The following is a 13,917-nucleotide window of genomic DNA, read 5'->3' as shown; positions in this document are numbered from 1 at the left end:
ACAACACGTCAATGATTGTCTTTTTTGTTTCATCCGCGCTTTGCTGTTCAGCACAGGCGCATCCTATAGGAAATGGCAATCATCATGCCCCCGTCCCCACTTCACACGAAAATCATAATGGCGGCAACTTTAACGGAAATGTCAACGGCAATAACAATTGGAATTATGCCAACGGCAATTTCAATTCGGGCTCTTTTAACGGCAACGCCAACGGCAATCTCAATTGGTGAAACGCCCCGGCTTTGGTGGAGGCTGTTGGGTTTATGGATGCCGCCAGTGCCAGGCTGGAGGCCTGTTGTCGGTAGTAATTGGCTTCGTCCGGTGGAATACAAGCGCACCACAGTGCAGCGTGCCACCGCTATGCCCTCGCAGTGCGGTTGTCGCCATACCTTGTCAGCACCGTACCGCCCAGGGTTTTCATTTGCGCCGTAGCGGTTTTGCTGCGCGCCTTGCCGATTTCGCCGAACAACTTCGGCCCACATAGCCGGCAAGCAGCGCGATGACCAGCAGCACCACCAGCAGTTCGAGCAGCGTGAATCCTTTACACAGTCGTACTGTCACGGGACGGTACACAGCGGCATCTCCATGCACGTTGAAAGGCAGGTCACGGCTTCGCGTTTTTCACCCTTCGGAGCTGCATAGTCGCCAGACTTTCCGCAAAGCGATGCCTGCCCACCGTCGCCGGTAGGTTGCGCGCTCGCTTTCATCTCGCGCAGACAAACCCATCAAGCATTTCTACATGCCCGCGGAGTCGTCGCCATGCAGCTCACATACCGATGTCAAACGCTCGAAAGATCTCCCGTTCTTTCGAGGCATCGGTGAAAAACGTCCATCCTGCCGGCCGCCCCATGCAGGACAGCCTGAATCAAACCGCTAAGCGCATCCAAGAATGTTGCGTAAATTAGCTTATTGTATGAACGTAGCTTCAAGTGCGTTGCTTGTGCAGCAGATTTCACTATGTGCCGCAACAATCTTTTCAGACCATTCTTTCAGAGCATGCTCAGCATCGCAGGTGCGGCTTTCATCAGGCGCAAGCGCAAGTCTGCTGCAAGGTGGCAGGTGCGTGGAATAGATCGAGCATACGAGTTCGTGCAGTAATGCCAGGCTTCTGCGATTCGCTCCAATGTTTGAAGCTTGATGACGATCGCTCATAAACGCTACGGTCAAGGGTATTGTGCGCATCGCACTGTAGCGCCTTCGCCGCCAATCGCTTATGCTGCTTTGCACAAATGTTCGCGAAGGGCGGCTCGAGGGATGCCGCCCCCATCATTACCATTGGGGAGAAAACCAGCATGTTGAAGCCACGGGCGCTTGCCGCCGCCATGTTTTGCCTGTTCGCAGCCAGCACGGCCGCCCACGCAGACGGGGACATCTTCAGTAACGGCCACGTGGACGGCGACCTGCGCCTCTACAACTACAGCCGCCTGTACGCCAGCAAGACCGTACCGAACGCCGACGCCTTTGCCGTCGGCGCGCTGATCAATGCGCAGACCGGCACCTTCCTGACCGGCTTCAGCGTCGGCGCCTCGTTCGCCACGGCCAATTCGCTGGGCACGCATTCGGACACGCCGGCGAAGATCGACACCACGCTGACGGGACCTGCCAATTCCATCGGCACCTTCAGCCAGGCCTACCTGCAGTACCAGCACGGCATGTTCCTGTTCCGCGGCGGCTACCAGTACCTCACCGACGATCCGTGGATGGGCAACAACGATGCACGCATCATTCCTTCCTCGTACAACGCGTTGAAGGTGCAGATCACGCCAGTGACCGGCTGGAAACTGTTTGCCGTGCGCGAATACAGCTGGAAGAGCCGCACTTCGCGCGGCATGTATCCGGACAACCTGTACTACCCATCCAAATACGATGGCGATTCAAGCTACGGCAACAATGGCTCGCTGCCGCTGACCGCCCGTTCCGCACCGGGCACCTGGGAAGGCGGCACGACCTACGTGCACGGCGGCTTGAACGCACAGTTGCGCTACTACGATTTCATGCATTTCGCGCACAGCACCTTTGCCATGGGTAGCTATGTGTACAACACCGGCAGCGGCTTCAATCCCGCCGTTGGCGCGCAATACCTCTCGCAGAGCTACGGCTCGGACAACCGCTTTACCGAAACCGGCACCAAGCTGTTCGGCGTGGCCGGCACTCACGTGAAGAGCCGCGTCGTCGGCGGCGACGTCGGCGTGGTGATTCCCAACGGCCGCTTCGACATCCTCTACAACAAGGTGGCACACGAAGCGGGCGCGGTCGGCGGCGGTGCGTTGATTTCGCCCTTCACCAGCAACTACGCCAGCGATCCCCTCTACACCACCTCGATGATCCGCGGCCTGATCGAATCCGGTCCCGGCCATGCCTGGAAGGGCAAGTTCACCTACGACCTGCTCGACAAACGCCTGGAACTCACCGCTGCCTACGCGAAATATTTCACCTACTACCGCGGTAACAGTCACGATCTGTACTTCGACGTGATCTATCACCTGGACGGCGCGCTCAAGGGCCTGACCTTGCGCGACCGCTGGGAGCTTTCCAACGGCGGCGTCAACAACCTCAATCCGACCAACAAGACCTTCGTCTACAACCGCTTGATGATCGACTACAAGTTCTGATGGCGATGGCGCCGATCATGAAAGTTCGCTGAGGAAACGGCGGCAAGCACACGCACAGCCGCCTTCCTTCGCACGGCACGGACGCCTATGATCGGCGCATTCCTTTCACGGAGCGAACCCATGCGCATTCTTCTGTTCATCGTAGGCATCCTGCTGCTGGTCGGCGGTTTGTGGGTGGTGTTCGGCCACGGCAGCTACACGCAGACCGACACCGTATTCCAGCTCGGCTCGGCCAAGCTCACCGCCACGCACGACAAGGCCGTGCCGCAGTGGCTGGGCATCAGCGGCATCGTGGTGGGCGCGTTGCTGGTGCTGGGCGGGTTGTTTTCCAAGCGCTGACGTCACGATTTCCCATGTTGGGGTTTGCACCCCAACCTACGGTCGTGCGGTGTTGGCACACCCGTTACAATCCTGGGGATGGATGTCTCCCACCTGATCGAATCGCTCAACGACGCGCAGCGCGAAGCCGTCTGCGCGTCACCCGGCCACTACCTGGTGCTGGCCGGCGCCGGCTCCGGTAAAACCCGCGTACTCACCCACCGCATCGGCTGGCTCAACCAGGTCGAGCGCGTACCGACCTGGGCGATCCTGGCCGTCACCTTCACCAACAAGGCCGCGGGCGAAATGCGCGCGCGCCTGGATAATCTCATTCCCGGCGGCACGCAAGGCCTTACCGTAGGCACTTTCCACGGCATCGCGCATCGCCTGTTGCGCCGCCATTGGCGCGAAGCGGAACTGCCGGAAAGCTTCCAGATTCTCGACGCTGACGATCAGCAGCGCATGGTCAAGCGCGTGGTCGCCGGACTTGGCCTGGACGAAGCACGCTTCCCGCCACGCCAGGCCGTCTGGCAGATCAACAGTTGGAAAGATGAAGGCAAGCGCCCGGAAAACATCGAGGCCGGCCAGCATCCGGTCACGCGCACGCTGGTGCAGATCTATCAGGCGTATGAAGATGCATGCCGCCGCGCCGGCCTGGTCGATTTCGCCGAACTGCTGCTGCGCGCGCACGAGTTGTGGTTGAAGCAACCGGCGGTGCTGGAGCATTACCAGCAGCGCTGGCGTTACCTCTTGATCGACGAATTCCAGGACACCAACGCGCTGCAATACGCGTGGATCCGCGTGCTGGCCGGCCGCAGCAGCCAGGTGTTCGTGGTGGGCGATGACGACCAGGCCATCTACGGTTGGCGCGGCGCCAAAGTGGAAAACGTGCAGCAGTTCCTGCGTGATTTTCCCGGCGCGCGCACGATCAAGCTGGAACAGAACTACCGTTCCACCTCCACTATCCTCAAAGCCGCCAACAGCGTGATCGAGCGCAACGGCCACCGCCTCGGCAAGCAATTGTGGACGGCGGGCGAAGAAGGCGAGCGCATCGCCGTGTATGCCGCGTACAACGAACAGGACGAAGCACGCTTCGTCATCGAGCGCATCCGTGAATACATCGCCGAACATGGCGATGCGAAGGATTGCGCGATTCTCTACCGCTCCAATGCACAATCGCGCAACTTCGAAGAGCAGCTGATCCAGCACGATATTCCCTATCGCGTGTACGGCGGCTTGCGCTTCTTCGAGCGTGCGGAAATCAAGGATGCGCTTTCTTATTTGCGCCTCACGGCGAACCGTCATGACGATGCTGCGTTCGAGCGCGCGGTGAATACGCCGCCGCGTGGGATTGGCGATCGCACGCTGGATGTATTGCGTCGTCGTGCACGTGGCGAAGGGCTTTCGATGTGGGAAGCGGCGTTGGGTGAGCTCACTTCCGGCACGGAACTGGCCGGCCGTGCGAAGAATGCGGTGAAGGCGTTTCTCGCCATGATCGACGAGATGGCGCGCACCTTTTCTCACTCTCCCCACCGGGGAGAAAATTCTGACCCCTCCATTTTCCCAAGGGAAAATGGAGGGGGTGAGGGGCCAACCTCGCCTGAAATTTTCGCTCCGAACGACCCCTCACCCAACCCTCTCCCCGAAGGGAAGAGGGCTGCAACTTCCGGCACGCTTTCCCTCGCCGAACAAATCGACCACGCCATCACCCAATCGGGCCTGCGCGACTTCTACGAAAAAAACAGCCGCGGCAACGCCGAATCGCGCGTGGAAAACCTGGACGAACTGGTCAACGTCGCCAGCCGTTTCGAACTCACGCCCGACGATATCGAAGCAGGCTTGAGCGAACTTTCCGCCTTCCTCTCGCACGCGGCATTGGAAGCCGGCGAAGGCCAGGGCGAGTCCTGGGACAACTGCGTGCAGTTGATGACGCTGCATTCGGCCAAGGGCCTGGAGTTTCCGCTGGTGTTCCTGGTCGGCCTGGAGGAAGGCCTGTTTCCCAGCCAGCGCTCGGTGGAAGACGAAGGGCGATTGGAAGAGGAACGCCGTCTCGCCTATGTCGGCATCACGCGTGCGCGCGAACGCCTGGTGATCACGCACGCCGAATCGCGGCGCATGCACGGTACCGAGATGCTGTCACGGCCATCGCGCTTTCTCGGCGAAGTGCCGCCCTCCCTGCTCGATGAAATACGCCCGCGCGTGCAGGTCAGCCGTCCGTTGTACGCCGGCCGCTTCGCCGAATCCGCGCCCTCGCTGCAGGAAGACCTGCCGGTGAAGCTGGGCCAGCGTGTCAGCCATCCCAGCTTCGGCGAAGGCGTGATCATCAGCGCTGAAGGAAGCGGTGCGCATACGCGCCTGCAGGTGAATTTCGAAAGCGCCGGCAGCAAGTGGCTGGTGGCGGCCTACGCCAAACTCACGCCGCTCTAGCGAAGGCGCAGCGATGAACGGGCGGGCTTTCCGGGAACTTCGCCGCGAGCTGGGCCATTTCCATCGTCAATTGCAGGATGTCTACCAACGCCTGCCGTGGAGCCATCGCCTGGCCAACGGTCTGTCACTGGCCGCGCAGGCGCTGGCCGGCGCCAGTCTCGGTTATGGGCTGGGTCTGTTGTTACACACGCAACAGGCGTTCTGGGGTGCCATCACCGCCATCGCCGTCACCCAGCAGAGCTACGTGGATACGCGAAAATCCTCGATCGACCAGGTGATCGGCGCGGCGATCGGCGCCACCGTCGCGATGACTGGCGCCTATCTCGCGCAGGACAATTACCTGGCCTATGCCATCACCATGGCCATCTCCATCGTGCTGTGTTGGCTGTTCAACATCGGCAGCGCCGGCAAGCTCAGCGCCACCACCGTGACCATCGTGATGCTGGTGCCGCATCAAGGCCCGTTCTGGACCATCGCGCTCACGCGCCTGGGCGAAGTCACCATCGGTATCGCCAGCGCCTTGCTGGTGACCTGGCTGGCGCACAAGATAGAAAACTGGCTGGGCGAAAACCCGTAGGCTGGGGTGCAAACCCCAGCATCGCGATGCTTCCAGAGACCCGATGTTGGGGTTTTCACCCCAACCTCCGCAGCTACGCACTGTTCTATGATCGGCGGCACCGCCGAACGCAGGAAGGTACGGATGGCCACGCTCATCCCCACCCGCAACAGTTGCCTTGCCCGCATGTGGCCGGGCGAAAAGCGTTTCGCCGAACGGCTCGAGCAAAAACTCGAGGACGACTACCTGCTGTGGTACGACGTGCCGATCGGCCCGCGCCAGTCGCGGCCCGATTTCGTGGTGTTCCATCCCGCCCGCGGTCTGCTGGTGCTGGAGGTGAAGGACTGGAAGCAGGAGCACGTCCTGCAGGCAGACAAGGACAGGTTCACGCTGCTGACGCCGCAGGGCGCGGTGAAGAAGATCAATCCGCTGCGCCAGGCGCATGCGTACTCGCTGGAAGTGAAGATGCTGCTGGAGCGCGATCCGGCGCTGCGGCATCCGACCGGCCATCGCCATGCGGGGCACCTGGCGATGCCGTGGGCGCACGGCGTGGTACTGAGCCAGGTCACCCGCAAGCAGTTTGCCGACGCGCAATGGGAACAGGTGATCCCGGCGCATCTGGCGATCTGTCGCGACGAGATGTACGACACCGTCGATGCGGAAACTTTCCAGGCACGCTTGTGGGCGATGTTCACGCAAGCCTTTCCGTGCATGCTCACGCTGCCGCAGATCGATCGCATCCGCTGGCACCTGTTCCCGGAACTGCGCGTGGAATGGGGTGAAGGGCAGTTCGGCCTGCCGCTGGATCGTCCCGCGAACGATGCGGCGATCGACATCCCCGACCTGGTGCGCGTAATGGACATGCAGCAGGAACAACTGGCGCGCTCGCTGGGTGACGAGCATCGCATCATTCATGGCGTGGCCGGCTCCGGCAAGACCATGATCCTGGGTTTCCGCGCGATGCACCTGGCGCGCACGCTGTCCAAGCCGATCCTGGTGCTGTGCTACAACAAGACGCTGGCCGCGCGGCTGGATCAATTGATGAGCGAGCGCGGCCTGGCCGACAAGGTGCAGGTGTACAACTTCCATAGCTGGTGCCGAAAGGTACTCACCGCCTATCACGTGCCGTTGCCGCCGCAAGGCGACGGTTTCTACGAAGCGATGGTCGAGTGCGTGATGCAAGGCGTGGAGCGCAACCAGATTCCGCGCTTCCAATATGGCGCGGTGCTGATCGACGAAGGCCACGATTTCGAGCCGCATTGGTATCGCCTGATCGTGCAGATGGTCGATCCGGCGACCAACTCGCTACTCGTGCTCTATGACGACGCGCAGAACATCTACGGCAAAGCCAACCGCCCGGCCTTCACCTGGAAAAGCGTGGGCGTGCAGGCACAAGGCCGCACCACCATCCTGCGCATCAATTACCGCAATACGCTGGAAATCCTTTCGGTGGCGCGGCGCTTCGCGCACGAGCTGTTCGAGAGCCGCGCGACGGATGACGAAGACGTTCCGCTGATCGCTCCCGAAAGCGCCGGCCGCCGCGGCGCGATACCCACGTTGATCCGCGCCGAAAACGCCGCCGACGAGCTGCGCACCGTGCTGGCGTCCATCCGGCAGGAACTCGAACAGGGGCGCGCGCCATCGGATATCGCCGTGCTGTTCCATGCAAACTGGGAAGGCGAAAAAATCCATCAGGCCTTGCAACAGGCCGGCATCGCGAGTCATCTCGCCGGACAAGGCGCAAAGAACTCACTCTTCACCAGCGGCGACAACGTCAAGTTGGTCAACATGCGTTCCAGCAAGGGTCTGGAATTTCCGGTGGTGATCATTCCCGGCCTGGGCGCCCTGCCCAAGCCGAACCAGGACGAGGCGGAAACGGCCCGGCTGCTGTATGTCGCCATGACGCGCGCCACCGAACAGCTGGTGTTGATCCATCACGAGGAATCGGTGTTCACCGCGCGCATCCGCGCGTCGATCAACGACATCCAGGGCCAGCTGAACCAACTCTAGGGATGCTCTGAGCTATTCCACGTACCCGTTACCGCACTGTATGCGCGCCGGGCAAGGGAGAGCGAAGGAGGGCACGTCGGCACCCGACTGGACTTTGGCCTGGCAGGGGGCCTTCAGGACTACGCGCGGCGCTGCCTGGGCCTGGGCCTGGGCCTGGGCGTAAATTTACGCGTTCTTTATGCGGCGGCCCGTTTTTGCTACCCGCTTCTTATGCCCCGGCCCCTAAAGTGCACAGCCTAAAAGGCGTCGGGCGACATCCATGGATTTCATCTACCTGCTTTTCGGTTTTGCGCTGGCTGCGGCCACGCTGGGCTTCCTGCTGCTTTGCGACCGCCTGGGACCGCGTAGCTGATCGCGTTCGGCGCGTCGAATTCTCTAAAAGGGGCGATTCCCATGAATTTCTTTTACGGACTGGTCGCCGCCATCGCGGTGGCTTTGACGGTTTATCTGTGCGTGGCCTTGCTGAAACCGGAGTGGTTCGAATGACTGCCAACGATTTTTTGCAGATCGGCATTTACCTGGTTGTGCTGCTGCTGCTCGCCAAGCCGCTAGGCAGCTACATGGCACTGGTGTTTGCCGACCAGCCCAATAAGGTCACCCGCGCGGGTGGCGTTGCGGAACGCGTGATCTATCGCCTCTGCGGCATCGATCCCGACGAAGACATGGGATGGAAGCGCTATGCCATCGCCGTGCTGGCCTTCAACGTGTGCGGCATGCTGGCCGTCTATGCCTTCCAGCGTCTGCAACAGTGGCTTCCGCTGAATCCGCAACATTTTCCGGCAGCGAGCCCGGATCTGTCGCTCAATACGGCCATCAGCTTCGTGACCAACACAAATTGGCAGGCTTATTCCGGCGAGTCGGTGATGAGCTATCTGACCCAGATGGCGGCATTGGCCGTGCAGAACTTCCTTTCCGCGGCAACGGGCATTGCGGTGTTGATCGCGGTCATCCGCGGCTTCGTGCGCAAGTCCAGCCAGGGCATCGGCAACTTCTGGGTCGATCTGACCCGCAGCACGCTCTATGTACTGCTGCCGCTCTCATTCTTGCTGGCTTTGGTGCTGGTATCGCAAGGCGTGGTGCAGAACTTCAAAGCTTATGTGGATGTGCCTGTCGTGCAGACCAGCACGTATGCACAGCCGGTGACGGATGCCGCCGGCAATCCAGTCAAGGATGCTGCCGGCAACCCCGTGACCAAGCCTGCCCCGCTGACCACGCAGACCCTACCCATGGGGCCCGCCGCCTCGCAAATCGCCATCAAGCAACTGGGCACGAACGGCGGCGGCTTCTTCGGCGTGAACTCGGCGCATCCGTACGAGAACCCGACGCCGTTCGCTAATTTCCTGGAGATGCTGGCCATTTTGTTGATCCCGACAGCGCTGTGCGGAACGTTCGGCCAGATGGTCGGCGATCGCCGCCAGGGCCGCGCGTTGCTCATAGCGATGCTGGTGATCTTCGTGCCGCTGCTGCTGGCTTGTACTGCTGCCGAACAGAGCGGCAATCCCATACTGCACGGGTTGGCGGTGGACCAGCATGCGTCCGCGTTGCAGGCCGGCGGCAACATGGAAGGCAAGGAGACGCGCTTTGGCATCGTGAACTCCGCGATCTGGGCCACCGCCACCACCGCAGCTTCCAACGGCTCGGTGAACGCCATGCACGACTCGTTCACCCCGCTTGGCGGATTGGTCCCGATGTGGCTGATACAGCTGGGCGAAGTGATCTTCGGTGGTGTGGGTTCGGGTCTCTACGGCATGTTGGCCTTTGCCGTGGTGGCGGTTTTCATCGCTGGACTCATGGTAGGCCGCACGCCGGAATACCTGGGCAAGAAAATCGAAGCGTACGAGATGAAGATGTCCAGCCTGGCAGTGCTGATTCCCTGCGCACTGGTGGTGATCGGCACCGCGATCGCGGTGATGGTACCGGCCGGCACAGCGAGCGTGGCCAACCCCGGTGCGCATGGCTTCAGCGAAATCCTGTACGCGGTGACGTCCGCTTCCAATAACAACGGCAGTGCCTTTGGCGGCCTTTCCGTCAACACGCCGTTCTGGAACGTGTTGCTTGGCGTGTGCATGTTCCTGTCCCGCTACATGCTCGTCATCGCGATGCTCGCCATGGCCGGGTCGCTGGCCGCCAAGAAGCACGTACCTGCCTCGGCAGGCACGCTACCGACCCACACACCGCTCTTCATCGTCCTGCTGGCCTGCGTGGTAATCATCGTCGGCGCACTCACCTTCCTGCCCGCACTGGCACTCGGCCCGATCGCCGAGCACCTGATGTCGATGCATTGATCTGCTTCGACGCCCCTTCCTTTACAGGAGAGGCCGTCAAGAATCCGGAGCCAAGAGAACATGACTTCCCACACCCACGCGGTCCGCACCTTCGACCGCACATTGATCATGAAGGCCATTGCGGACGCATTCCGCAAACTTTCACCGCGGATGCAATTTCGCAATCCAGTGATGTTCGTGGTGTTCGTGTGCAGCATCCTGACCACCCTGCTTTGGATGCAAGCCGTGGCGGGCCATGGCGAGGCGCCCACTGCGTTCATCTTCTGGGTGAGCCTGTGGCTGTGGTTTACGCTGCTGTTCGCGAATTTCGCCGAAGCTTTGGCCGAAGGTCGCGGCAAAGCGCAGGCCGCCGCGCTGCGCAGCTCGCGCAAAGATGTCATCGCCAAGAAGCTGGCCGAGCCCAGGCGCGATGCGTCCATTACCTTCGTACCGTCCAGCGAGCTGCGCTCCGGCCACCACGTGCTGGTGGAAGCGCACGATCAAATTCCCGGCGACGGTGAAGTGGTGGTGGGTGCGGCGAGCGTCGACGAAAGTGCGATCACGGGCGAATCCGCGCCGGTGATCCGCGAATCGGGTGGCGACCGCAGCGCAGTGACTGGCGGCACACGCGTGTTGTCGGACTGGCTGGTGGTGAAGATTACGCAGAACCCTGGCGAAAGCTTTCTCGATCGCATGATCGCCATGGTGGAAGGCGCTGCACGCCGCAAGACGCCCAATGAGATCGCACTCACCATCCTGCTGGCCAAATTCACGCTGATTTTCCTGCTTGCGTGCGCCACGCTGCTTCCTTACTCCATCTATAGCGTGCAGGTGGCAGGCAAGGGTCATCCCATTACGCTGACCGTTCTGATTGCGCTGCTGGTATGCCTGATTCCCACAACCATTGGCGCGCTGCTTTCCGCCATCGGCATTGCCGGCATGGACCGCATGATTCGCGCGAATGTGATTGCGACCTCCGGCCGCGCGGTGGAAGCCGCAGGCGACGTGGATATGCTGTTGCTGGACAAGACCGGCACGATCACGCTCGGCAACCGCCAGGCCGTAGCCTTCCATTCAGCGCCAGGCATTGAAGAGCATACTTTGGCCGACGTCGCGCAACTTGCCTCGCTTGCCGATGAAACACCCGAGGGCCGCAGCATTGTCGTACTGGCCAGGGAACGCTTCAACCTGCGCGAACGCGAACTGGGAACGCTGCATGCCCAATTCGTGCCGTTTTCCGCACAGACGCGCATGAGCGGCGTCGACCTCGGAGAGCGCCACATTCGCAAGGGTGCACTGGATTCCGTGGAACGTTACCTGGATGGTCAAGGGAGCCATCTTCCGCCCGCCGTGAAACGCATAGCCGAAGATATTGCACGCCGTGGTGCCACACCCTTGATCGTTACGGAAGGCGACCGCGCACTGGGTGTGGTCGAACTGAAGGACATCGTCAAAGGCGGCATCAAGGAACGCTTTGCCGAGTTGCGGCGCATGGGCATCAAGACGGTGATGGTGACGGGAGACAACCCGTTGACAGCCGCAGCGATTGCCGCCGAGGCGGGTGTGGATGACTTCCTTGCCGAAGCCACACCGGAAGCCAAGCTCAAACTGATTCGCCAGGCGCAGTCGGAAAGCCGCCTGGTGGCAATGTGCGGCGATGGCACCAACGATGCACCGGCACTGGCGCAAGCCGACGTTGCCGTTGCCATGAACACCGGCACCCAGGCGGCAAAAGAAGCCGGCAACATGGTGGATCTGGACTCCAATCCCACGAAATTGATTGAAGTGGTGGAGATCGGCAAACAGATGTTGATTACACGCGGCTCGCTCACTACGTTCTCGATTGCCAACGACGTAGCGAAGTACTTCGCCATCATTCCGGCCGCTTTCGCCACCACGTACCCCGCGCTCAACGCGCTGAATGTGATGAAGCTGGCGACCCCACAAAGTGCCATCTTGTCCGCGGTGATCTTCAACGCGCTCATCATCATCTTCCTGATTCCGCTGGCGCTGAAAGGGGTCAAGTACCGTGCGCTGGGAGCGGGTGCGTTGCTGCGGCGCAATCTGCTGGTCTATGGCTTGGGCGGCATCGTCGTGCCCTTCATCGGCATCAAGCTCATCGACATGCTGCTCGTCTTGTTTGGCTTGGCCTGAGGGGGCGTAGCGTTCATGCAAACCTTAAAACTGTCTTTTTCCCTTCTCGATGCGATTCATCCGCAAATGCATCGACACGTATCGTCCAATGACTCCGACTGGGAGGTGGTGATCGAGTTGCCGGTACGAGGTCAGCCGCACAATGGCAGCAATCCAGCGCCAGGCACGTCGATGTCGACAGAAGACGAGTACGTCTTGGGTGGATACGCCGGCATTTGAGAGGGGAGTGACGCACGTCAACATGACGTGGCGTTGCCTGGACCCTGCTGGACAACAGTGTCTTCCATCCAGCTCTGCGACAACCCGACCGGGCCGCGCCCAACTGACTCGGAGAAAACGGGGCGAAAAAAACAATTGAAGAGAACACCGCAATGAACGCTCTTTTTGGCGCACTTGGTAAGCATCGTTTGGCCATAGCGGTATTCGCGCTATTGCCGTCGACCGCCGCGCTTGCACAAACAACCGAAAATACTTCCCCTTCATCAGGATCGATGTCCACACCGAGCATGACCGGCCCACTCACCGCCAACCCCAACCCCATGCGCTTCGATACAGGCGCGCTCGGCACCTGGTACGTCACGGGTGCCGTCAGCGGTCTGGCATTCGGCCAGGATCATACGTTTCCCGGCGACAAAAGCACTCGGGCCGATCTGGACAATGGCCAGGTATTCATCCAGAAAACCTCCGGTCAATTTCAGTTTTTTGTTCAGGCAGGCGCTTATTCAATCCCGGTATTGGGAACGCCTTATCTGACAGCGCGAAAAACGACGGGGTATTTCGATGCAGTACCGCAAGCGTTTTTGAAATATGCACCGAGCGACAGCTTCAACATCATGGTTGGCAAGTTGCCAACCCTGTTCGGTGCCGAATACACGTTCACGTTCGAGAACATGAACATCCAGCGCGGGCTGTTGTGGAATCAGGAGAACGATATCAACAACGGCGCACAAGCGAACTACACGCATGGCGCCTTCACGGCCTCGCTATCGGTGAACGATGGCTTCTACTCGCACCGTTACAGCTGGGTAACGGGCTTGTTGTCTTATGCGTTCGACAAAAACAACACGCTCAGCTTCGCAGGTGGTGGCAATACGCGTGCAACCTCGCATGTCAGCGTTGTCACGCCTTTGCTGCAGAACAACAGCGAGATATACGATCTGATCTATACGCACCTGGCTGGACCGTGGACGCTGACGCCGTATTTGCAATACACCCGCGTGCCCTCCAGCGCCGAGCTTGGCATTCCTCATTCGGCATCGACGATGGGTGGCGCCCTCCTCGCCAGCTATACCATCAACAGTCATTTCAGCATGGGCAGCCGCGTCGAATACATTCGTTCCAACGGCAGTGCAGCCAATGCCAGTCCGAATCTTCTATTTGGCCCGGACAGCAAGGCGTGGTCGCTCACGCTGACACCTACCTATCAATACAACATGCTGTTCGTGCGCGGCGAGCTTTCCTATGTGAAAGCTAGCGGTACCACGCTTGGATATGCGTTTGGCAGAAATCTCGACAACAACTCGCAGTCTCGGGTAATGCTGGAAGCCGGGATTTTGTTCTGAAGCCTTCAACCACT

At 60.5% G+C, this 13,917-nt stretch carries 12 protein-coding genes; 11 read left to right on the top strand and 1 reads right to left on the bottom strand.

What is annotated here, in order from left to right; translation table 11 throughout:
* Positions 1–230 (top strand): hypothetical protein (locus tag ACTHNE_RS10510; RefSeq protein ID WP_440269218.1); only part of this gene is annotated, 230 nt, incomplete at its 5' end.
* A 187-nt stretch (positions 231–417) separates the two neighbouring features.
* Here the strand turns inward: ACTHNE_RS10510 and ACTHNE_RS10505 are convergent.
* On the bottom strand, positions 418–573 hold the full coding sequence (locus ACTHNE_RS10505; protein WP_440269217.1) for a prepilin-type N-terminal cleavage/methylation domain-containing protein: 156 nt from the start codon (positions 571–573) through the stop codon (positions 418–420).
* 719 nt (positions 574–1,292) lie between these two features.
* On the opposite strand from ACTHNE_RS10505, the gene ACTHNE_RS10500 reads away from it, so the two are divergent.
* From ACTHNE_RS10500 to ACTHNE_RS10455, 10 genes are all read left to right on the top strand, one after another.
* Positions 1,293–2,612, top strand: coding sequence for a hypothetical protein (locus tag ACTHNE_RS10500; RefSeq protein ID WP_440269216.1), 1,320 nt, complete (start codon positions 1,293–1,295; stop codon positions 2,610–2,612).
* A 120-nt stretch (positions 2,613–2,732) separates the two neighbouring features.
* Positions 2,733–2,951: a hypothetical protein gene (locus tag ACTHNE_RS10495; RefSeq protein ID WP_324944904.1), complete on the top strand. Its 219-nt coding sequence runs from the start codon at positions 2,733–2,735 to the stop codon at positions 2,949–2,951.
* A 78-nt stretch (positions 2,952–3,029) separates the two neighbouring features.
* Complete coding sequence (locus ACTHNE_RS10490; protein WP_440269215.1) at positions 3,030–5,357, top strand: 3'-5' exonuclease; 2,328 nt, start codon at positions 3,030–3,032, stop codon at positions 5,355–5,357.
* A gap of 13 nt (positions 5,358–5,370) precedes the next feature.
* Entirely contained in the window at positions 5,371–5,934 is a 564-nt protein-coding gene (locus tag ACTHNE_RS10485) for an FUSC family protein (protein WP_324944910.1), read from the top strand.
* Between the two features lie 123 nt (positions 5,935–6,057).
* The gene (locus tag ACTHNE_RS10480) at positions 6,058–7,923 is read left to right on the top strand and encodes a DEAD/DEAH box helicase (protein WP_324944913.1); all 1,866 of its coding nucleotides are present in this window, start codon (positions 6,058–6,060) and stop codon (positions 7,921–7,923) included.
* 393 nt (positions 7,924–8,316) lie between these two features.
* A complete protein-coding gene (kdpF, locus tag ACTHNE_RS10475) occupies positions 8,317–8,409 on the top strand; it encodes a K(+)-transporting ATPase subunit F (RefSeq protein ID WP_324944916.1) in 93 nt (30 codons plus the stop codon).
* On the top strand, positions 8,406–10,208 hold the full coding sequence (gene kdpA / locus ACTHNE_RS10470) for a potassium-transporting ATPase subunit KdpA (RefSeq protein WP_324944919.1): 1,803 nt from the start codon (positions 8,406–8,408) through the stop codon (positions 10,206–10,208). The genes kdpF and kdpA overlap by 4 nt, the downstream gene beginning before the upstream one ends.
* Positions 10,209–10,268: 60 nt before the next feature.
* A complete protein-coding gene (gene kdpB / locus ACTHNE_RS10465; protein ID WP_324944922.1) occupies positions 10,269–12,341 on the top strand; it encodes a potassium-transporting ATPase subunit KdpB in 2,073 nt (690 codons plus the stop codon).
* 15 nt (positions 12,342–12,356) lie between these two features.
* Positions 12,357–12,560 (top strand): hypothetical protein, encoded by a 204-nt coding sequence (locus tag ACTHNE_RS10460; protein WP_324944925.1) that lies wholly within the window; start codon positions 12,357–12,359, stop codon positions 12,558–12,560.
* Between the two features lie 152 nt (positions 12,561–12,712).
* The gene (locus ACTHNE_RS10455; protein WP_324944928.1) at positions 12,713–13,903 is read left to right on the top strand and encodes a porin; all 1,191 of its coding nucleotides are present in this window, start codon (positions 12,713–12,715) and stop codon (positions 13,901–13,903) included.
* Positions 13,904–13,917 lie beyond the last annotated feature (14 nt).

Origin of the sequence: Dyella sp., assembly GCF_051954575.1 — a bacterium.
GTDB lineage: Bacteria > Pseudomonadota > Gammaproteobacteria > Xanthomonadales > Rhodanobacteraceae > Dyella_B.
Note: the sequence above shows the minus strand (reverse complement) of the source record. Positions and strands in the feature narration are given on the sequence as shown.